The organism is Halomonas sp. 5021 (assembly GCF_036663435.1).
Taxonomy (GTDB): Bacteria; Pseudomonadota; Gammaproteobacteria; order Pseudomonadales; family Halomonadaceae; genus Vreelandella; species Vreelandella janggokensis.
Window position 1 is genome coordinate 143602 of record NZ_JAXOVU010000002.1, and the last position, 19577, is coordinate 163178.

Here is a 19577-nt window from a genome sequence, read left to right on the forward strand (position 1 = left end):
AGTATAAAACCTATAGCAACTCAAGCTTCAAGCCCGAATTCTAATGAAGACCGAGCCAAGGCTAAGCGTATGGAACTTTGCATAGTGGGCGCTGTACCAGACATGGTTACCATCTCCCATGCCCCGGAAGGAGCCCATTGTGATACCTAAGCCTCACCCGCACACCTGGCTGATGAGCCTAGCTTTACTCTTGATGCTGGCGACGCCAGCCCTCGCCGAACCACGGCTGCCAGACTTCACAGAGTTGGTCGACAAGGCCGCGCCAGCCGTCGTCAACATCTCCACCTCACGGGAGATCGAGAGGTCCATGACATCCTCTCGGCAGTTTGGGGGGCAGGAGGTGCCGGAGATCTTTCGAGAGTTCTTCGGCGACCGCATCCCGATGCCACCCGGCGGTGCGCCCAATCGCAATGAGGAGCCACGTCAGTCACTGGGATCGGGCTTCATCTTCGATGAAGACGGCTACATCATGACCAACGCCCACGTGGTCAAGGACGCCGATAAGATCCTGGTGCGCCTGAATGGCCGGCGTGAGCTCGAGGCTGAGCTGGTCGGTGCTGATGAAAAAACCGACGTGGCGGTCCTCAAAGTCGAGGCGGACAATCTGCCGACCCTGGAGCTCGGTGAGTCCACCGATCTCAAGGTCGGCCAGTGGGTCGCCGCCATCGGCTCCCCCTTCGGCTTCGATCACTCGGTGACGTCCGGGATCATCAGCGCCATCAACCGCACCCTGCCTCAGGACGTCTATGTCCCCTTCATCCAGACCGACGTGGCGATTAATCCGGGTAACTCCGGAGGACCGCTCTTCAACCTGGATGGTGAAGTCGTGGGCATCAACTCCCAGATCTTGACCCGCAGCGGTGGCTACATGGGCCTCTCCTTCGCCATCCCCATCGATGTAGCACTGGATGTCGCCAACCAGCTGCGCGAAGAGGGTTACGTGAGCCGCGGCTGGCTGGGGGTCAGCATCCAGCCGGTGTCCAAGGACCTGGCGGAGTCCTTCGGCATGGAACAGGCCGAGGGTGCCTTGATCGCCGAGCTTGAGCCCGGCAGCCCTGGGGCGGAAGGCGGCCTCAAGGCCGGTGATGTCATCCTTGAGGTGAACGGCCAGGAAGTGGACCACTCCACCACGCTGCCGCGCCTGGTCGGTCAGACGAGTCCGGGGGAAGAGGTCGAGCTCAGGGTGCTGCGCGATGGTCAGCAGGAGACCATCACGGTGGAAGTTGGCGAGTGGCCGGATGCCGGTGCCGATCAGGCCGAGGGCGACCCGGTGCGCCTCGGGATCGTGGTTCAGCCGCTGAGTAGCATGGAGAAGCGCCGGCTTGGCATTGATCACGGGGTGCGCATCGCCAAGGTCGATCCGACCGGCCATGCCGCTGCCGCCGGCATTCGCCCCGGCGATGTGCTGGTCAGCCTGGGCCAGCAACCGATAGAGAGCCCGGAACAGCTGACGGAGTTGCTTACCAACCTGCCGGACGACCAAACGGTGCCGGTTCTTCTCAACCGCGACGGCCGTGCCTATTTCGTGGCCCTGCGAGTGGGCAATGGTGACTGACCGCGACTGAGTAGCGTTCAATACATCAGCACAGCGGCGCCCTGGCGAGTAGGATCGCTGGGGCGCTTCTTCAGAATCTCGTGCATTCTAATGCGCAGCTAGGTGGCCTACTCATTAAAAGAGTACCGCCAACCATCCGGCGGTGTTTTAGTTCAATTTTTTGTGCCCCAATGGCTGATTTCTTGTCAAGCTCCCACGCCACAGGGCACGTTCCTGCAAAGCCATGGTTCAAGCAACATCGAGGCCTTCCCAGGGCCCAATGTAGGCGTGATTTTGCTATGTTGTTGCCGTTTTGATCTCTCCCTTTTTGGTAAAGATCAACCCCGACTATGTGCTGGATGAGTGGTTATAAAAAACCTTAAACCATGACTGATAAGATGCGTACTCTCGGGGCATTTAGCCGATGATGCCGCGCTTTATTTGAACAATGAAGCCGATATCTTCAAGGTGCTTTAGGTACTCCCCAGGCGTTTCTCGCTACGGCTTTACTTTGCATATAACCCAGTTCCGGCCGCGACCGGGCAACATGCGATCCCACCAGCAGTTCCTGTATCGGTTGCGGCTGGTGCGGGTGAAGTGGCTGAGATGCCGTCCTAGCGAGCCTACGCCTCGTGGGCAAAACCGGACCAGCTGTTCCAGCTACTGCTCTTACCTGCTGCGCGGATCATGCAGCCGTGCTGAGCCTTCAGCGAAAGTGAAGTGATGATTGAAGAGCCGAGTGCGCTAATCCGAGCGCGATAAACTACAATGCTTATCAGAAGCATCCTTGTTCACCTTAGAGCGATAAGCGATGACAGGACGGCGTTTCGACCGCCGGGGTTTCCTCAAGGCGGGGGGCTGGGGCCTGATGTCAGCGATAGGCCTGTCGTCGGCCCGCGCAGCCACCGTTTCGGCATCAGTGACGACCTCTTCCTCCCCTGCCGGAAGCCACGGGGCTATGACGGGCAACATGATCACCCAAGGCGAGGTCGACCATGCACGCAATGGCTTCGATCCGACCGCCATGCTCACCGACTGGGATACCGGCAGGGTCAGCCGGCTGGCGAACGGGCAACGGCTGCGCGAGTACACGATCACCGCCATCGACAAGGAGATCGAGATCGCACCAGGGCTCTTCTTCCCGGCCTGGACCTACAATGGTCGGGTGCCGGGGCCGTCGCTGAGGGCCACCGAGGGCGACCGGATACGCATTCGCTTCGTCAACGCCGGCAGCCATGTGCACACTCTGCACTTCCATGGCATCCACTCGGCGCGGATGGATGGCGTGCCAGGCGCCGGCGAGGTAGCACCTGGGGAAGCCTTCACCTACGAGTTCGATGCCGAGCCCTTCGGCTGCCACCTGTATCACTGTCATTCGTTGCCGTTGAAACGCCATATCCACAAGGGTCTGTACGGTGCCTTTATCGTCGACCCGGATCCGCAACGGCATCCCGAGCATGAGCCGGCGGCTCGCTCACGCCTACTGGGCAGTGAGGCGAACGCGCGCTGGCAGGAGTTCGTGATGGTGATGAATGGCTTCGACACCAATTTCGACGAGGAGAACGAGATCTACGCGGTCAACTCGGTGGCGCATGCCTACGTGAATCGGCCCATTCGCCTCGAGCGGGCTCGCCCGGCACGGATATACCTGATTAACGTCACCGAGTTCGATCCAGTGAACTCCCTGCACCTGCATGCCAACTTCTTCGATTACTACGATCATGGCACGACCCTGACGCCGACCCTCAGGACCGTGGATACGGTGATGCAGTGCCAGGCGCAGCGGGGCATCCTGGAATTCTCCTTCGCCGACCACGAGCCGGGGCAGTACATGTTCCATGCCCACCAGAGCGAATTCGTGGAACTCGGCTGGATGAGTCTGTTCGAGGTGGTCTGATGCACCCGCGACTGTGGTTCTCGTTGCTGCTCCCCCCGCTGATGCTCGGCTTGGCGCTCCTGTGGTTCCAGATGACGCAGCCACTCGAATGGCTCGGCGTATCGCCACCGCCGCTCGAGGAACTGACCGTCGAGCGCACCATCATCGACGACGACGGCCTCGCCCTGAAGGTACGCGCGGGGGGATCGGAACCCATGCGCATCGCCCAGGTGCAGGTCGATGGTGCCTACTGGCGCTTCCACCAGGAGCCAGCTGGTGAGCTGTCCAGGGGGCAGGCCGCATGGCTGCAGATCCCCTATCCCTGGGTGGAGGACGAACTGCACGAGGTCACCCTGGTCACCGGCACAGGGGTCACCTTCGGGCACACCATCGAGGTGGCGGAGCCAACCCCACAGCCGAGCATCGAGCAGTTGTCCGGCTATGGCGTGCTCGGCCTCTTTGTGGGGGTCCTGCCGGTGGCGCTGGGCATGTGCCTGTTGCCGGCGCTACAGCATGCCGGCGCGAAGGGGTTCCAGTTCACCTTGGCCCTGACCTTGGGGCTGCTGGCCTTCCTGCTGGTGGACACCCTCGAGGCCGGGCTCGAACTCGCGGCCGAGGCGGCGTCGCTGTTCCAAGGGCCGGCCCTGGTCTGGCTGACGGCGCTGGTCGCCTTCCTGGCGCTGCTGGGGGTGGGGCGGCGCCACGGCCTGCCTCCGGAGGGTCGCATTCTGGCGTGGTATATCGCGCTGGGCATCGGGCTGCACAACCTGGGCGAGGGCCTCGCCATCGGTGGCGCCTTCGCAGCCGGTGCCGGGGCGCTGGGCACCTTCCTGGTGATCGGTTTTACGCTGCATAACCTGACCGAAGGCGTCGCCATCGCTGCTCCCCTGACGCGCCTGTCCATACCTGCCTGGATGTGGGTCGGACTAGTGGCCCTGGCCGGCTTGCCCGCGGTACTCGGCACTTGGCTGGGGGCCTATGCCTTCGCACCGCATTGGTCGGCGCTGTTCCTGGGGCTGGGAGCCGGCGCCATTCTACAGGTCTGCGTCGAAGTCGCAGATTATCTACGGCGAACCGCCGTGGCTGAGGCGATGTCGCCAGTCTCCGGCATTTCAGTGCTGGGTGTCACGGCCGGTGTCGGGATCATGTACGCCACGGCACTGCTCGTGCAGGTGTGACCTCGGGGCCACCTGTCCACTGATCGCCTCATTACACGAGGCTCGATCAACGGGGAGCAGCGACTCCCCAGAAATTGAAGGGCAAGCGGATTAAATGGTTGATCTTACCTTTGCATGAGAGTGAGACAAACCGGCATCTCATCGGATTATCTGGTTGATGCTTCACCTACTGCTGGTGCATGTTTCCTTCGCTAATTCCAGCAAGAACCCCACACGCCTCAACTTCCCGGTCATCGTTGCAACTCGCTCTCAGTGAAACGAGTTGTTTCTCAAGCGCTTGCAGAGCGGTTATCTGCGACCGCACATGAGAGATGTGATCATCGAGCAAGGCGTTGACGGCGGTACAAGGCTGATGAGGGTCGTCCTGATAGCTCTGTAGTTCGTGAATCTCAGCCAGTGACAGGCCCAGGATTCTGCAGCGACGGATGAAGGCCAGCCCCTCACCATGCTTCTCGGTATAGACACGGTAACCGTTGTCCTGCCGATCAGGCGGCGGCAACAAGCCCTGCTGTTCATAGAAGCGGATCGTCTGTGTTTCGACCCCTACCAACTGCGCCAACTGACCAATGCGCATCAGCCTCCTCCCCAACGGATTCTTTACTCTATTGACCTTATAGTAGCTTTATAGTTTTAAATGGTACCACAACATTGTTCAAGTGGAGTCGTATCATGAGCAAATCCTGTGGTGGCGCCTGTGGCGGTGATGCAACGTCCGCAGCGGATACCGATATACAGGCCTCCTCCGAAGCGCCGGGGAGATGGGTCAGCGTTTATGCCGTGCCGAAGATGGACTGTCCATCAGAAGAGCGAATGATTCGCCTAGCCCTGAACGGCTTTGAGGAGGTTCGAGCGCTGTCCTTCGACTTGTCGAACCGCCGGCTGAAGGTCGTACATGACGGCGAGGTCGAGCCCGTCACCTCGAAACTGAAGACCTTGGGGCTAGGCGCCTCGCTTCAGGAAACCGTCGCTGCAAATCCGGAGACCATCAAGGCCGCCGAGTTCTCGGCAGCTTCTGCTAAGCAAGAATCCGGGGCCCTGCGCTGGTTGCTCGGCATCAATGCACTTCTGTTCGTGGTGGAAATGACTGCCGGTCTGATCGCCCAGTCCACCGGCCTGATTGGAGAATCCCTGGACAATTTTGCCGATGCGGCGGTGTACGGGCTTGCCCTTTATGCGGTTGGACATAGCGTGAAAATGCAGGTACGTGCCGCGCATCTTGCTGGTGTACTGCAACTGATCTTGGCTGTGGGCGTGCTCGTAGAGGTGGTGAGACGCTTTGTATTCGGTAGTGAGCCTGAATCGCTGGTGATGATGGCTATCGCATTCGTCGCATTGATTGCCAATACCAGTTGTCTGCTGCTCATATCCAAACATCGGGAAGGCGGGGCGCACATGAAGGCAAGCTGGATATTCTCGGCCAACGACGTGGTGATCAACCTGGGGGTCATCACCGCCGGCGCCCTGGTCGCGTGGACCGGTTCCAATTATCCGGATCTGATTATCGGCACCATCGCGGGGGGCATTGTACTTAACGGTGCCAGACGCATTTTGGCGTTGAAGGGTTAAATAATGCTCATTGTTGGCAAAAAGCTCTCGCCGTATGCCCTATTGTCCATATCGGGCCTGCTGGCAGCGTCTGATCAGGCTGTAAAGTGGCTGGTGCAGCAATCAATGGCCTATGGCGAGTATGTTTCGGTGACCCCGTTCTTTAACTGGGTGCACCTATGGAACACCGGTGCCGCATTCAGTCTTTTTGCGAATGGTGGAGGCTGGCAGCGCTACTTTTTTATCGGAATCGCGGTGGTGGTCTCGATTTTTCTGATCAAGCTGATCCTTGAAAATCGTCATAAAGGAGAAGCCATCGCTTACAGTCTTATCCTCGGTGGCGCCATGGGCAATCTGATTGACCGGGTCTTTCGCGGCTATGTTGTGGATTCCTTTGATTTCTATTGGCGAGACTGGCATTGGCCGGCCTTCAACCTGGCTGATATTGCAATTGTCCTCGGTGCCTTACTTTTCGTTTCCGGCAGCTTGTTGGGTAAAAAAACAAACACCAATGCCGAGCCGGATGGATCTGACTGACACCTACGCCTATACAACACCATGCCCGAACTTCCCGACAACATCCTTCACCTGCCGCAATACCAAGTACTGGGCTGCAAATCAACCGACGACGAAATGCACTTCCAGGTGGACGTGCCCGATCCGATCGCCTGCGAGGAATGCGGCGTGCAGGGTGAGTTCGTGCGGTTCGGCAAGCGTGATGTTCCCTATCGTGATCTGCCCATCCAAGGCAAGCGGGTCACTCTCTGGTTGGTCCGCCGCCGACACACCTGCCGGGCCTGCAAGACAACATTGAGTCTCCGGGAATCCCGGTACGGTTCGCTCAATCTCAGCCCGTTCACCCGGCACAGCAGGACAACTGCGTCACGTCTTTGGTAAAAGTTTGGGCACAGAGCTTGATGCCTTCCACCATGGTGAGGTAGGGGAACAGTTCGTCGCCGATGGCCTGCACCGTCATGCGCGCGCGCAGCGCCAGAACCGCCGTCTGGATCAGCTCGCCGGCTTCGCCGGCCACCGCCTGTACCCCCAGCAACCGCCCCGTGTCGCGTTCGGCCACCAGCTTGATGAACCCACCGGTGTCGAAATTGACCAGCGCACGTGGCACGTTCGCCAGCTCGAGCACGCGGGACTCTACGCTGAAGCCCTGCTCCAGTGCTTCGGCTTCCGTCAGGCCGACGGTGGCCACCTGGGGGTCGGTGAAGATCACCGCCGGCATGGCACTGAGGTCCAGGGTGGCCTCGCCGCCGGTCATGTTGATCGCGGCGCGGCTACCCCCGGCGGCGGCGACGTAGACATACTCCGGCTGATCGGTGCAGTCACCGGCGGCATACAGGCCCGGTACGGTGGTCTGCAGATGCTCATCCACCAGAATCGCGCCACGCGCGGTCTCCACGCCGATGCTCGCCAGGTTCAGGGCCTCGGTGTTGGGTGTGCGGCCACTGGCCACCAGCAATTGCTCCGCCTGCAGGGTCCCGGCGTGGGTCTGCAGGGTGAACAGCTGGCCGTCGTGGCTCACTTCGCTGGCCTGTGTCTGCTTGAGGACCTCGATGCCCTCACGGCGAAACGCCGCTTCCACGGCCTCACCCACCGCCGGGTCTTCCTGGGACAGCACTCGGCTGCGGGCCAGCACAGTGACCCGGCTGCCCAGACGGGCGAAAGCCTGGGCCAGTTCCAGGGCCACCACCGAGGCCCCGATCACGATCAGCCGCTCGGGAAGGGTGTCCAGTTCCAGCGCACTGGTGGACGTGAGATAGGGGGTCTCGGCCAGCCCCGGCACCGGCGGTTCTGTCGGACGAGCGCCGGTGCCGATGAAGGCGCGATCGAAGCGGACGGTCTGCGCGCCGCCCTCATTCAGCTCGACCGTCAGGCTGCGGGCATCGACGAACCGGGCCTCGCCATGCAGGACCGTGATGGCCGGGTGGTCGCGCAGAATCCCCGCGTACTTGGCATCACGCAGTTCCTCGACACGCCCCAGCTGTTGCCTGAGCAGCTGTGCCCGGTCCACCACCGGTGCCTGGGCGCTCAAGCCGGCATCGAAGGGGCTCTCCTTTCGCAGATGCGCAATATGCGCCGCGCGGATCATGATCTTCGAGGGCACACAGCCGGTATTGACACAGGTACCGCCGAGAGTGCCGCGTTCGATCAGGGTGATCCGGGCGCCGCGTTCGGCGGCCTTCAGGGCCGCCGCCATGGCAGCGCCGCCACTGCCGATCACCGCGATGTGCGGGGCGTCTTCATCACGGCCCTTGGAAACCGATGCGCCTGTCGGGGAGGGTGTTTCACTGTTGGCCAGTCGGGCCTGATAGCCAAGTCGGGTCACGGCGAACGTCAACGCCGAGGCCGGTGTGCCCGGATCAACGGCTACCGATGCCGTCCCCTGAGGATAGGAGACCTCCACCGACTGTACGCCGGGCAGCTTCTCCAAGGCTTCCCTGACATGATCCGCACAGCGGTCACAGGTCATGCCACTCACGTTGAGTTCAATCATCACGTTTCTCCGAGTCTTTATGAGTAAAGCCGGCATCCTGCTTCCGCTTGTGGTGTCGCGCGTAGAGAGGCAAGCCGATGACGATGGCCAGGGCCAGGGCAGCGAAGAGCACGTAGTCGAGATAGCCTGTCAGCGCGGCCAGGCCCGCCGTGCCGGACAGAATCAGGACTATTGGCACGGCGCAACACAATCCCATCAGCATGCTGCCAAGCACGACGTTTGAAAATTTCCTCGGACCTTTCACACTTATTCCTTCACCGTCGAGGGATAACCTACATTGGCCGTGGCCTGGAGCAGGGCCTCAACCGTGGTCTTGGCATCATCGAAGGTGACCACGGCCTCACGATCCGGATAGCTCACGTCGATTTGCGAGACGCCGTCCACCTTGTTGAGTGCAGCCTTGACGGTGATCGGACAGGCGGCGCAGGTCATGCCCGGTACTGAGAGCGTCACGGTCTGCAGGGCCGCCATGGCGGGAGAGCTGAGCAGGGCGAGTATCGCGATGAGGGCGAAACGAGCTTTCATGGAGAACCTCCTCTCAATAGAACCAGGGCAAGGTGTAGGGAAAGACCAGCGCAGTCAGTACCAGTAGCGACACAATCCAGAACATGACCTTGTAGCCCGTCCTGACGCGTGGCACGGCACAAAGCTCACCTGGCTGGCACTTTTCCACTGGCCGGAAGATCCGGCGCCAGGCGAAGAACAGTGCCACCAGCGCCATACCGACGAAGAGTGGGCGGTAGGGTTCCAGGGCCGTCAGGTTGCCGATCCAGGCGCCGGAAATCCCCAGCATGATCAGCACCAGCGGGCCGAGGCAGCAGACCGAGGCAAGGAGGGCAGCAAGCCCACCGGCAGCCAGAGGCCCTTTCCCCGTTTTCGATGTAGACATTGCGCTTGCACCTTTCATGACCTTGTTTACTGGGATAAGGTTACATCCGTAGTCAGATACGGAGTCAAGCGTCATGAAGAGACAGGGGGATAGAGTAGCGGGCACTATGACCATTGGTGGCCTGGCCAAGGCGGTTGGCGTCAATGTCGAGACCATCCGGTATTATCAGCGCCGTGGGCTACTCTCAGAGCCCGAACGTCCTGCCGGCAGTATTCGCCGCTATGGCACAGCCGACGTCGCGCGGCTGACCTTCGTCAAAACCGGGCAGCGGCTGGGCTTCAGCCTGGACGAGATTGCCGAGCTGTTGCGATTGGAGGATGGCACTCATTGCCAGGAGGCCAGCACCCTCGCCGAGCATAAACTGCGGGATGTCCGTGAGAAGGTCGCCAGCCTCCAGCGTATCGAGCGGACACTGGACGAACTTGTACAGGCGTGTCATGAACAGGAGGGAAGTATCACCTGCCCGCTGATTGCGTCCTTACATGAGGGCTCGATCACAGGGGAACAGCGGCTCCCCAGAAATTGAAGCCAGCGAACCGCGGAACTTTCGGTAGATAGCCCGTCTCCATTCGCTGGATACGGAAGCCAGCGTGCTCGATGAGCTCGGGGATGGCACGGTTGAGATGGCAGCCCCCCGCCACCTTGCGCCACAGGGGGTTGACGCGATCCTGCCACTGGCGCACGGCCTCATCAGGTGCCGTGCCGTGTTCGCAGAACAGCAGTTGGCCACCCGGCTTGAGCACGCGACGCATCTGCTCCAGCGCCCGGTGCCAGTCCGGAATCGTGCAAAGGGTGTAGGTGAGCACCACGGTATCGACACTGTTGTCGTCGAGAGGAACCTCCTCGCCCGGCAGGTCCAGCCAGCGCACCTCGAACGGTGCGCCGATGACGTTGTGGCGGGCCTTGCGTCGCATGCCTTCGGAAGGCTCGAGCCCCCAGACCAGCTCGACCCGGTCCGGATCGTAGTGGGGAATATTGAGCCCGGACCCCATACCCACCTCCAGAACACGGCCCCGGGCGTGCGGCACCACGGCCGCCCGCTGACGATCGACCACCGTGTTGCCACACGCCAGGTGGAGGAAATGCGGCAGAACACGATTCTCGTAGAAGGACATCTGTATCGTCATCCCGTGTGGTTGCCAGGTGATCGAAATACGGTGTGATCGAAACCAGACCGGTTCGTTATGCCACCACCTTGAAGTAGCGCATCATACCGGCATCCTCATGCTCCATGTTGTGGCAGTGGTACATGTAGAACCCCTCGAAGTCCTTGAAGGTCAGAGCGATGCGCACCCGTTCCTCCGGGAACAACAGCACCGTGTCATGCAATCCCGCGTCGATGATCCCATCGTGCAGGTCCGTGTTGCCACCCGCCGATATCCGCTCCTGAACCAGGAATTGCAGTCCATGAACGTGCATGGGGTGCGGCATCATGGTGTTGTTGACGAACTCCCAGATCTCCGTCTGCCCCAGCCGGACGATCTCGTCATCTGCCACCGTCGCGCCCTCCATCTGCCGGCCGTTGATCGTGAACCCCTGCATCATGCGCATGCCCAGCTCGAAGCGGCGTACTGGCGCATCGGCCTGAACCGGGGAGGCCGGCAGGTCTTGAGCCAGGCGTTCCGGCAGGGTTCCCGAATCGTTCGCCCGTGCGACGACGGCGAAGGTAACTAGCGAGAGCCGCTCGCTTCCCATCATGTCGCGCATCATGCCTCGACCCATCATGCCGTCCATCCGGTCGCCCATCATCCCTCGATCCATCAAGCCGTCCATCATCCCTCGGTCCATCATGCCACCACCGCCCATCATGCCGAGTTGGTACTCCTCGCTCACCAGCTGTACGGAGTCTCCGGGCTCGGTGTCGCCAAAGTCGACCCACAGATCGATCCGTTGGGCCGGCGCCAGTGTGACCGAGCGGCGCCGCTCGGGCTTGGCGAGCAGGCCACCGTCGGTGCCGATGACGGTCACCGCCCGGCCATCGCTCCAGGCCAGCTTGTAGATGCGCGAGTTGGAGCCGTTGAGCAGGCGCAATCGATATGGCTGCGTGGACACCTCGCGTCGCGCGTCCGGGTGGCCGTTCACCAGTACCCGCTCCCCGCGAAAGCCCTGCATGCGGGTCATCATCGCCCCCATGCCACCATCGTCGATGTACTGAAGCTCATTGCCATTGCTAAAGGTGCGATCCTGCAGGATGAGGACCAGTTCCCGCTCTCCGTCAGGGAGCTCCAAGGCACGCTCGGCGTTGTCGTTGATGATCAGTGGACCGGCAAGGCCGGCGTAACTCTGAAAGCCGACCCGGCCACCGTTGGGGCCGTGAGGATGGGGGTGGTACCAGTACAGACCGGCGCGATCCACGACATCGAAGGCGAGCGTCGTGCTCGTCGCCGGCGCGATCGGCAGGCGCGGCTGACCGTCCATTTCTGGCGGCACGTGCAGCCCATGCCAGTGCACGGTGGTGTCTTCGGGGAGATCGTTGTCGATGCGTACCCGCAAGCGCTGACCACGACGCAGGCGAATCAATGGCCCCGTATAACTCTCACCCACGGGCGTCAGGGTATCTTCAGGCCCGACGATTTGCTCGGCCGTGTAGCGCCAGACGTCGCTCGGCGCACCGGGCAGGATAGCCACCTTGTCGGGATGGACTCGCACACGCAGGTCGACGTCGAAGGGCCCCTCCATGGCCGTCGACGCGGACGCCGCCCGCAGAGCGGGGCGATATCCCCCGGGCCATACCCCGGCCCCCACCAGGGTCGACAACGCCGCCATACCGCCGAGTCGGCGCAATACGCTACGTCGCTGCAGGTCGACATAAGCCATGATGCTCCCCCTCTTCTATGGTTGTCGGCGGCCCCGGCTCATAGCTTGGCGGCGCGTAGCCGCAGTGCGTTGGCGATGACCGAGACCGAGCTCAGGCTCATCGCGGCGGCGGCGTAGATGGGACTGAGCAGCCAGCCGGTGAACGGAAACAGCACCCCGGCGGCCAGAGGCACCCCCAGGCTGTTGTAGACGAAGGCGAAAAACAGGTTCTGGCGGATATTGCGCATCACCCGGCGACTGAGATGGCGGGAGCGAACAATGCCGGAGAGATCCCCTCTCACCAGGGTCACCCCCGCGCTCTGGATGGCGACATCGGTCCCCGTGCCCATGGCGATACCGACGTCAGCCTCGGCCAGGGCGGGGGCGTCATTGACGCCGTCGCCGGCCATGGCGACCACGCGCCCGGCCTCGCGATGCTCGCGCACGATACGCCCCTTATCTTCCGGCAGTACGTCCGCTTCAATTTCGTCGATACCAAGTTGGCGCGCCACGGCTTCGGCGGTGGTACGGTTGTCGCCGGTGAGCATAACCAGGCGCAGGCCATCCTCTTTGAGCGTCCGGATCGCCTGTGCGGTGGTTTCCTTGATCGGGTCCGCGACACCGATGAGTCCCATGACCTGATCATCGGCCACCAGGAACATCACGGTTTGCCCTTCGGCTTGCAGTGTCTCGGCACGCTGCGTCCATTCCCGCGCCTCCACGCCGCGTGTTTCGAGCAGCCGGGCATTGCCAAGCGCGAGCTCGCGTCCTTCGACCCGACCGGTGACCCCCATGCCGGTCATCGCCTCGAAATCGCTGGCATCGCTCAGCTCGACATGATGCTCTTGCGCGGCACTGACGATGGCCTCGGCCAACGGATGTTCGCTGCCTCGCTCGAGGCTGCCGGCAAGTTGCAGCAACTGCGTTTCATCGCTGCCGGAAACGGGTTCGAGGGATACGACCCGGGGTTTACCCTCGGTGAGGGTACCGGTCTTGTCGACGACCAGGGTGTCGACCTTCTCGAAACGTTCCAGTGCCTCGGCATTCTTGATCAACACGCCCGCCCGGGCCCCGCGACCGACCCCAACCTGGATCGACATCGGCGTCGCCAGGCCGAGCGCACAAGGACACGCGATGATCAGCACCGATACCGCGGTGATCACCGCGTAGGCCATCGCCGGCGGTGGCCCCCAGAGCCCCCAGGCAATAAATGCCAGTATCGCCACGGTAACCACCGCGGGGACGAAGTAGCCGGCGACCACGTCGGCAAGCCGCTGCACGGGCGGCTGCGAACGCTGCGCTTCGGCCACCATCTCCGCGATCTGCGAAAGCACCGTGTCCTCGCCGACCTTGTCGGCGCGCATGACGAAGCTGCCCTGACCATTCACGGTGCCGCCGATGACCGTGTCGCCCTCGCGCTTCTCGACGGGAAGGGACTCCCCGGTCACCATCGACTCGTCCAGCGTGCTGTGGCCCTCGAGCACCTCGCCATCGACCGGCACCTTGTCACCGGGGCGTACCCGTAGACGGTCACCGGTACACAGCTCGTCGAGCGAGACCTCCTCGTCATTGCCCTCGGCATCGATGCGTCGTGCGGTCGGCGGCGCGAGATCGAGGATCGCGCGCAGCGCACTGCCGGTCTTCTCGCGGGCGCGGGCCTCGATCACTTGACCGAGCAGGATCAGCACGACGATCACCGCCGCCGCCTCAAAATACACGCCGACCGTGCCATCGGCGTCACGGAAAGTGGCCGGGAAGACCGCCGGGGCGAGCGTGGCGACGACACTGTAGCCATAGGCCGCCCCCACACCGAGGGCGATCAGCGTGAACATGTTGAGGTTGCGGGTGACGAGGGACTTCCAGCCACGCAGGAAGAATGGCCATCCGGCCCATAGCACCACGGGCGTGGCAAAGATCAGTTCGATCCAGTGACCACCGCCGGCGGGTAGCACCTCGTCCAACCAAGGGCCGATACCGGGCAGCACGCTGCCCATGGCGACGAACAACACCGGCAGCGTCAGCAGGCCGCCCACCCAGAAGCGTCGGAACATGTCGAGGAACTCGGCGCTGCGTTCCTCTCCGGAAACGCGGGTGGGCTCGAGTGCCATGCCACACTTGGGACAGTCGCCGGGCTCATCCTGCCGCACCTCCGGATGCATGGGGCAGGTATACTGGACCCTCGACGACGGTTGCGGCTTGACGGGTTCCAGCGCCATGCCGCACTTGGGACACTCCCCCGGCTCGTCGCTCTCCACGCCAGAACACATGGGGCAGAAATAGTTGGCCTTGCCACTGGGCTTCGACGCAGCCGCCGAGGTGGCGGCAAGCACGGCGTCCGGATCCTCGCGAAAGTGCTCGGCGCACTGCTTGCTACAGAAATGGTAACGCTCACCGCGATGCTCGACGCTCTCCGCCGAGGCGGGATCGACGCTCATGCCACAAACGGGGTCTTTTGCCATGACGAACCCTCCATTGTACAAAAGGTTCCTGTTGCGTGGTCGGTCGCCTTTCTCCTCGCTGATATAAACAGGTTACACCTTGCCACCGCCGTCGACCCGACTATCCCAGTGTCGCCAGCGAGGGAAACAAGTCGACCATGATGCTGGAAAGCCGCGTCATGGTGCCCGAGACGATGGCGATGCCCATCAGGATGACGATCGTGCCGGCAACTGGGCGAGCATAGGCGCTCCACCTACCCAGACGTTGCCGATGCAGGGCGAATCGATTGATCAGCAGGGTACTTGCGAGAAAGGGTAGCGCCAGGCCCGCCGAGTAGGCGCTGAGATAGAGCATGCCGGCCTGGACACTGGCGGCACTGGAGGTGGCCATCAGGATGGCGCCCAGGATGGGGCCGATGCAGGGGGTCCAGCCGATGGCGAAGGAGACCCCAAACACCGTCGCCGACAGCGGGGAGCCACCCTGGACGTTCGGTGTGAACTGCAGAGTGCGCTGGAACAGTGACAACCGGAACACCCCGGTCATGAACAGGCCCAGCACGATCACCACCGTGCCGGCGACCCAGTTGAATTCCTGGCGATACCCCCGCATCAGTTGGCCGATACCGCTCGCGCCGAGCCCCAGCAGGATGAACACGATGCTGAAGCCGAAGATGAAGAAGACGCTGAGGATCAATGCCTCCAGCCGCCTGTCGGCCTTGCCGGCACTACCACCCGTGACCACCGACAGGTAGGCCGGTAACAGCGGCAGCGTGCAGGGCGAGAAGAAGGAGACCAACCCGCCGGCGAAGGCACCGATCAGACCGATAGAAGAGAGAGATTCCAAGGCGTTACGCTTCCTGGGGGCAAGGTGCTCGATGCGAAGCAGCCTGGGGCCAGCCGCCTACTTCGGACATGGTTAGGCAGAGGATTCTAAAGGTTGCGCCTACCTCAAGGTCAACCATGAATAAATACCTTTGGATATAACGCAAAAGAATATACTCCTTTCCTCGAAAGCCCTTGACCTTAAAGTTGACTTCAAGGATATCGTGCGTAGTGCATCATCTGACACTTAGCAGAGATAAGGAAAGCGAGATGACCCTACAGCTAGGGGAGATAGCTCCCGATTTCACGGTCGAATCCACCGAAGGCACGCTTGGCTTTCATCAGTGGCTGGGCAAGGACTGGGCCGTGCTGTTCTCGCACCCCGCCGATTATACGCCAGTCTGCACCACGGAACTGGGCGCATTTGCCAGGCGTAAGGACGAGTTCGCCGCGCGTGGTGTCAAGCTGGTGGGGGTGTCGGTCGACCCCCTCGCTTCTCACCACGACTGGGCGGAGGATATTAAGCAGACCCAGGGCGCGGCCCTGAACTACCCCCTGCTGGCAGACGCGGACCAGGTGGTGGCTCAGTTGTATGGAATGATCCATCCGAAAGCCGACCCCAAGGTGACGGTGCGTACCGTCTTCATTATCGATTCCGACAAGAAAATCCGCCTGACCTTGACCTACCCGCCCAGTACCGGGCGTAACGTCGACGAGATCCTGCGGGTCATCGACTCGCTCCAGCTAACCGACAAGCACAAGGTGGCCACCCCCGTCGACTGGCAAAACGGTGACGATGTCATCATCTTGCCGTCGCTCTCGGATGACGACGCTAAAGAACGTTTCCCCGAGGGTTGGAACGCCAAGACGTCCTACCTGCGAGTCGTGCGTCAACCGGACTAACGGAGCCACGGCTCGCGAATCAGGCCGCCTGTCCCAGACGGCCTGTCGGAAGCTCCGATTCACAGTGTCGTGAGGTGAAGCCATGCAAACACTCAGTATCGGCGAGCTTGCCGAACGCAGCGGGGTCGCCAGCCAGGCGATTCGTTTCTACGAGAAAGAGAAACTCATGCCCGCCCCCCAGCGGACGGACGCCAATTATCGGCGTTATCCCCTGGATGCCGTGGCCAGGCTGCAATTCATCGTCCATGCCAAGCAGTGGGGCTTCACGCTCGAGGAAATCCGTGAGCTGTTGATCCTCCAGGATGCCAACGGCGACCGGGCGCAGGCCAAGCGCATCGCCGGAGAGAAACTGCACAAGATCCGCGAGCAAATTCGACATCTCTCGCGGATCGAGGCCGTGTTGTCGAAAACACTCGACGAATGTGCGGGCGAAGGGCCGATGCAGGAAGGCTGCCCGATAGTCGAGGCCATCGCCGAGAAGGCCGAATGAGCGACATCGTCGCCTCCGGCAGTGTAACGCCGGAGTCCCGAAGCGCGCACGCCGGGCCGGCAGGTAACTAAGCCAGGAGACCACAGTAATGACGGAAAACGTCGATATCGAGATTCGGGGTATGTCCTGTGCGTCCTGCGTCGGACGGGTGGAGCGGGCCCTCGGCCAGCAGCCGGGCGTGATTAACGCTCAGGTGAACCTGGCCACCCAGAAGGCGACGATCCAGATGGAGGGAGGCTCCACGACGGCCAGCCTGCTCGACGCTATCGAAACGGCGGGCTATCAGCCGGTGGTGGAGAGCCTCGAGATTCCCGTCACCGGCATGAGCTGCGGATCCTGCGTCTCGCGGATAGAACGAGCGCTCGGCAAGCTGCCCGGCATGGTGGAGGTGAGTGTCAATCTCGCCACCCAGAAGGCCTTCGTCCGTTTCCTGCCGGGGACCGTATCGCTGGCACGCATTCAGCATGCCATCCGCGAGGCGGGCTATGAACCGCAGGAAACCGAGTCGCAGCAGCAGGCGGACGACGAGGATCGCGAGGGACGACAGCTTCTCCACCGGGTCATGCTCGCGGCAGTGCTCACCATCCCGGTGGTCATCATCGCCATGGGAAAAGTGATTCCCGCCTTTGATGCGCTCTTGGCGAGCATGATGCCGCATCGCGGCTGGATGGGCGTCGAGTGGCTGCTGACCACGCCCGTGCAGTTCTATGCCGGGGCACGCTTCTATCGCGGTGGCTATGCCGAACTCCGGCATCTCAACCCGGGCATGAACAGTCTGGTCATGATCGGCTCGAGCGCCGCCTACTTCTATTCGGTCGCCGCCCTGCTGGTGCCCGGCTTTTTCCCGGCTGGTACCGCCGTGAGCTACTTCGAGGCGGCAGCGGTGATCGTGACGCTGATCCTGTTGGGACGCTACTTCGAGCACATCGCCAAAGGCCGCACCTCCGAGGCGATCAAGAAGCTCCTGCAGTTGCAGGCAAAAACCGCCCGCGTCATTCGCGATGGTGAAGCGGTCGAGGTGCCGATCGAGGCCGTCGTGCCCGGTGATCGCATCCTGGCCCGCCCGGGCGAGCGCATCCCGGTGGATGGCATCGTTGAGGAAGGCCATTCCTTCGTCGACGAGTCGATGATCAGTGGCGAACCGGTACCGGTTGCCAAGCAGCAGGATGCCGAAGTCGTCGGCGGCACCATCAACAAGAACGGCGCGCTTACCTTCCGCGCCACGCGGGTCGGTGCCGACACCGTGCTGTCGCAGATCGTCAAGATGGTGGAAGCGGCCCAGGCCGAGAAGCCCCCGATCCAGCAACTGGCCGACAAGATCGCCGGGGTGTTCGTGCCCGCAGTGATCGTCATCGCCCTGATCACTTTCGGGGTGTGGTTCGCCTTCGGGCCGGCCCCGGCGCTGTCCTTCGCCTTCGTTACCACGGTGAGCGTGCTGCTGATCGCCTGCCCCTGCGCGATGGGCCTGGCCACCCCGACCGCGATCATGGTCAGTACCGGCAAGGGGGCCGAGATAGGAGTGCTGTTTCGCAAGGGCGCGGCGCTTGAGACGTTGGCCAAGATGGATACCGTCGTGCTCGACAAGACCGGCACCCTGACTCAGGGGCGACCCGAGCTGACCGACTTCGAAGTGATCGAGGGGCACGAGAACGAGGTGCTTCGCCTTGTCGCGGCGGTGGAAGCCCAGAGCGAACACCCCATCGCCGAGGCCATCGTGCGTGGTGCCCGAGCACGTGGACTCGAGCTGCCGGCCGTCAGCCATTTCAGCGCCGAGCCGGGCTACGGCATCGAAGCCGACGTCGCCGGTCACCGGCTTCACATAGGGGCCGATCGCTACATGAACCGGCTCGGGATTGGGCTCGGCAAGGCGGAAGAGCGCGCCAAGGCGCTTGCCGAGGATGCCAAGAGCCCCCTCTATGCCGCGGTGGACGGCCGACTCGCCGCGGTCATCGCGGTGGCCGATCCGCTCAAGGAGGGCTCGGTCGAAGCCATTTCAGCACTCAAGGCGCAGGGGCTGGAGGTGGCCATGCTCACCGGCGACAACCGTGGTACGGCCGACGCCATCGCTCGTCAAGTTGGCATTCAGCGCGTACTCGCCGAGGTGTTGCCTGACCAGAAGGCGGACGAGATCAAGCGACTACAGGCCGAGGGCGGCAAGGTCGCCTTCGTGGGCGACGGGATCAACGATGCCCCGGCGTTGGCGCAGGCCGACGTGGGCATCGCCATCGGTACCGGGACGGATATCGCCATCGAGGCCGGCGACGTAGTGCTGATGCGTGGCGACCTGAGGGGAATCGTCAATGCCGTGGCGCTCTCCAAGCGTACCCACCGGACCATCATCGGGAATTTCGTCTGGGCCTATGGCTACAACGTGGCGCTGATCCCCGTGGCGGCGGGCGTGCTCTATCCGTTCATCGGCGTATTGCTCAGCCCCATGCTGGCGGCAGCCGCCATGAGCGTCTCCAGCGTCTTCGTGTTGACCAACTCGTTGCGGCTACGCCGCTTCACGCCGGATATCGATGACGCTTCGCCGGTGACGAGCGGTGAACCCCAGACAGGTCAAGTCCACCAGGCCTAAGCAGCGAAAGTCAACAGGAGAC

Annotated in this window: 18 protein-coding genes and 1 pseudogene; 10 read left to right on the forward strand and 9 right to left on the reverse strand. The window is 62.3% G+C overall.

The window, feature by feature from the left end; genetic code table 11:
• Positions 1–118 precede the first annotated feature (118 nt).
• From R3F64_RS04305 to R3F64_RS04315, 3 genes are all read left to right on the forward strand, one after another.
• Entirely contained in the window at positions 119–1555 is a 1437-nt protein-coding gene (locus R3F64_RS04305; RefSeq protein ID WP_043525352.1) for a DegQ family serine endoprotease, read from the forward strand.
• Positions 1556–2504: 949 nt separating this feature from the next.
• A complete protein-coding gene (locus R3F64_RS04310) occupies positions 2505–3431 on the forward strand; it encodes a multicopper oxidase domain-containing protein (protein ID WP_208107412.1) in 927 nt (308 codons plus the stop codon).
• Positions 3431–4588 (forward strand): ZIP family metal transporter, encoded by a 1158-nt coding sequence (locus tag R3F64_RS04315; RefSeq protein WP_133483786.1) that lies wholly within the window; start codon positions 3431–3433, stop codon positions 4586–4588. The genes R3F64_RS04310 and R3F64_RS04315 overlap by 1 nt, the downstream gene beginning before the upstream one ends.
• Positions 4589–4754: 166 nt before the next feature.
• Here R3F64_RS04315 and cadR read toward each other — a convergent pair whose 3' ends face one another.
• Positions 4755–5162, reverse strand: a complete 408-nt coding sequence (cadR, locus tag R3F64_RS04320) for a Cd(II)/Pb(II)-responsive transcriptional regulator (RefSeq protein WP_004364961.1) — start codon at positions 5160–5162, stop codon at positions 4755–4757.
• 95 nt (positions 5163–5257) lie between these two features.
• Here cadR and R3F64_RS04325 point away from each other — a divergent pair, with 95 nt between their 5' ends.
• The 3 genes and pseudogenes from R3F64_RS04325 to R3F64_RS04335 all read left to right on the forward strand — a co-directional run.
• Positions 5258–6154 carry a cation transporter gene (locus R3F64_RS04325; protein WP_199284341.1) on the forward strand — a complete coding sequence of 299 codons (897 nt, stop codon included), beginning with the start codon at positions 5258–5260 and terminating at the stop codon, positions 6152–6154.
• A gap of 3 nt (positions 6155–6157) precedes the next feature.
• Positions 6158–6670: a signal peptidase II gene (lspA, locus tag R3F64_RS04330; protein WP_332610008.1), complete on the forward strand. Its 513-nt coding sequence runs from the start codon at positions 6158–6160 to the stop codon at positions 6668–6670.
• Between the two features lie 21 nt (positions 6671–6691).
• Positions 6692–6943 (forward strand): annotated as a pseudogene (locus R3F64_RS04335) (transposase family protein); the annotation flags it as partial.
• 46 nt (positions 6944–6989) lie between these two features.
• Here R3F64_RS04335 and merA read toward each other — a convergent pair.
• From merA to merT, 4 genes are read right to left on the reverse strand one after another with little or no spacing between them, the layout of a single operon-like run.
• Positions 6990–8639 (reverse strand): mercury(II) reductase, encoded by a 1650-nt coding sequence (gene merA, locus R3F64_RS04340; RefSeq protein ID WP_081712102.1) that lies wholly within the window; start codon positions 8637–8639, stop codon positions 6990–6992.
• On the reverse strand, positions 8632–8883 hold the full coding sequence (gene merF / locus R3F64_RS04345; protein WP_031218777.1) for a mercury resistance system transport protein MerF: 252 nt from the start codon (positions 8881–8883) through the stop codon (positions 8632–8634). Before merF ends, merA begins: the two co-directional genes overlap by 8 nt.
• A 2-nt stretch (positions 8884–8885) precedes the next feature.
• Entirely contained in the window at positions 8886–9164 is a 279-nt protein-coding gene (gene merP / locus R3F64_RS04350) for a mercury resistance system periplasmic binding protein MerP (RefSeq protein ID WP_023007333.1), read from the reverse strand.
• Positions 9165–9177: 13 nt separating this feature from the next.
• A complete protein-coding gene (merT, locus tag R3F64_RS04355; protein WP_023007334.1) occupies positions 9178–9528 on the reverse strand; it encodes a mercuric ion transporter MerT in 351 nt (116 codons plus the stop codon).
• A 73-nt stretch (positions 9529–9601) separates the two neighbouring features.
• Here merT and merR point away from each other — a divergent pair, with 73 nt between their 5' ends.
• Entirely contained in the window at positions 9602–10054 is a 453-nt protein-coding gene (merR, locus tag R3F64_RS04360) for an Hg(II)-responsive transcriptional regulator (RefSeq protein WP_081712103.1), read from the forward strand.
• On the opposite strand, the gene R3F64_RS04365 is transcribed toward merR, so the two are convergent.
• The 4 genes from R3F64_RS04365 to R3F64_RS04380 all read right to left on the reverse strand — a co-directional run bounded on the left by R3F64_RS04365 (position 10023) and on the right by R3F64_RS04380 (position 15606).
• On the reverse strand, positions 10023–10643 hold the full coding sequence (locus tag R3F64_RS04365) for a class I SAM-dependent methyltransferase (protein ID WP_332610016.1): 621 nt from the start codon (positions 10641–10643) through the stop codon (positions 10023–10025). The genes merR and R3F64_RS04365 overlap by 32 nt on opposite strands.
• Positions 10644–10710: 67 nt before the next feature.
• On the reverse strand, positions 10711–12345 hold the full coding sequence (locus tag R3F64_RS04370; RefSeq protein ID WP_332610018.1) for a multicopper oxidase family protein: 1635 nt from the start codon (positions 12343–12345) through the stop codon (positions 10711–10713).
• A gap of 38 nt (positions 12346–12383) precedes the next feature.
• Positions 12384–14783: a heavy metal translocating P-type ATPase gene (locus R3F64_RS04375; RefSeq protein ID WP_332610020.1), complete on the reverse strand. Its 2400-nt coding sequence runs from the start codon at positions 14781–14783 to the stop codon at positions 12384–12386.
• A gap of 100 nt (positions 14784–14883) precedes the next feature.
• The gene (locus R3F64_RS04380; protein WP_332610022.1) at positions 14884–15606 is read right to left on the reverse strand and encodes a cytochrome c biogenesis CcdA family protein; all 723 of its coding nucleotides are present in this window, start codon (positions 15604–15606) and stop codon (positions 14884–14886) included.
• A 248-nt stretch (positions 15607–15854) separates the two neighbouring features.
• Between R3F64_RS04380 and R3F64_RS04385 the strand changes: the two genes are divergently transcribed.
• The 3 genes from R3F64_RS04385 (at position 15855) to R3F64_RS04395 (ending at position 19555) form a co-directional block, all read left to right on the forward strand.
• Entirely contained in the window at positions 15855–16487 is a 633-nt protein-coding gene (locus R3F64_RS04385; RefSeq protein WP_095622760.1) for a peroxiredoxin, read from the forward strand.
• 82 nt (positions 16488–16569) lie between these two features.
• Positions 16570–16977 carry a heavy metal-responsive transcriptional regulator gene (locus R3F64_RS04390; protein WP_087720525.1) on the forward strand — a complete coding sequence of 136 codons (408 nt, stop codon included), beginning with the start codon at positions 16570–16572 and terminating at the stop codon, positions 16975–16977.
• An 88-nt stretch (positions 16978–17065) separates the two neighbouring features.
• The gene (locus tag R3F64_RS04395; RefSeq protein WP_195688903.1) at positions 17066–19555 is read left to right on the forward strand and encodes a heavy metal translocating P-type ATPase; all 2490 of its coding nucleotides are present in this window, start codon (positions 17066–17068) and stop codon (positions 19553–19555) included.
• The last annotated feature ends 22 nt before the right edge of the window (positions 19556–19577 follow it).

Excerpts from the sequence above, each read along its gene's own strand:
- R3F64_RS04305 (WP_043525352.1), top strand. The coding sequence starts at position 119 with ATGCCCCGGAAGGAGCCCATTGTGATACCTAAGCCTCACCCGCACACC.
- R3F64_RS04310 (WP_208107412.1), top strand. The coding sequence starts at position 2,505 with ATGATCACCCAAGGCGAGGTCGACCATGCACGCAATGGCTTCGATCCG.
- R3F64_RS04315 (WP_133483786.1), top strand. The coding sequence starts at position 3,431 with ATGCACCCGCGACTGTGGTTCTCGTTGCTGCTCCCCCCGCTGATGCTC.
- cadR (WP_004364961.1), bottom strand. The coding sequence starts at position 5,162 with ATGCGCATTGGTCAGTTGGCGCAGTTGGTAGGGGTCGAAACACAGACG.
- R3F64_RS04325 (WP_199284341.1), top strand. The coding sequence starts at position 5,258 with ATGAGCAAATCCTGTGGTGGCGCCTGTGGCGGTGATGCAACGTCCGCA.
- lspA (WP_332610008.1), top strand. The coding sequence starts at position 6,158 with ATGCTCATTGTTGGCAAAAAGCTCTCGCCGTATGCCCTATTGTCCATA.
- merA (WP_081712102.1), bottom strand. The coding sequence starts at position 8,639 with ATGATTGAACTCAACGTGAGTGGCATGACCTGTGACCGCTGTGCGGAT.
- merP (WP_023007333.1), bottom strand. The coding sequence starts at position 9,164 with ATGAAAGCTCGTTTCGCCCTCATCGCGATACTCGCCCTGCTCAGCTCT.
- merT (WP_023007334.1), bottom strand. The coding sequence starts at position 9,528 with ATGTCTACATCGAAAACGGGGAAAGGGCCTCTGGCTGCCGGTGGGCTT.
- merR (WP_081712103.1), top strand. The coding sequence starts at position 9,602 with ATGAAGAGACAGGGGGATAGAGTAGCGGGCACTATGACCATTGGTGGC.
- R3F64_RS04365 (WP_332610016.1), bottom strand. The coding sequence starts at position 10,643 with ATGTCCTTCTACGAGAATCGTGTTCTGCCGCATTTCCTCCACCTGGCG.
- R3F64_RS04370 (WP_332610018.1), bottom strand. The coding sequence starts at position 12,345 with ATGGCTTATGTCGACCTGCAGCGACGTAGCGTATTGCGCCGACTCGGC.
- R3F64_RS04375 (WP_332610020.1), bottom strand. The coding sequence starts at position 14,783 with ATGGCAAAAGACCCCGTTTGTGGCATGAGCGTCGATCCCGCCTCGGCG.
- R3F64_RS04385 (WP_095622760.1), top strand. The coding sequence starts at position 15,855 with ATGACCCTACAGCTAGGGGAGATAGCTCCCGATTTCACGGTCGAATCC.
- R3F64_RS04390 (WP_087720525.1), top strand. The coding sequence starts at position 16,570 with ATGCAAACACTCAGTATCGGCGAGCTTGCCGAACGCAGCGGGGTCGCC.
- R3F64_RS04395 (WP_195688903.1), top strand. The coding sequence starts at position 17,066 with ATGACGGAAAACGTCGATATCGAGATTCGGGGTATGTCCTGTGCGTCC.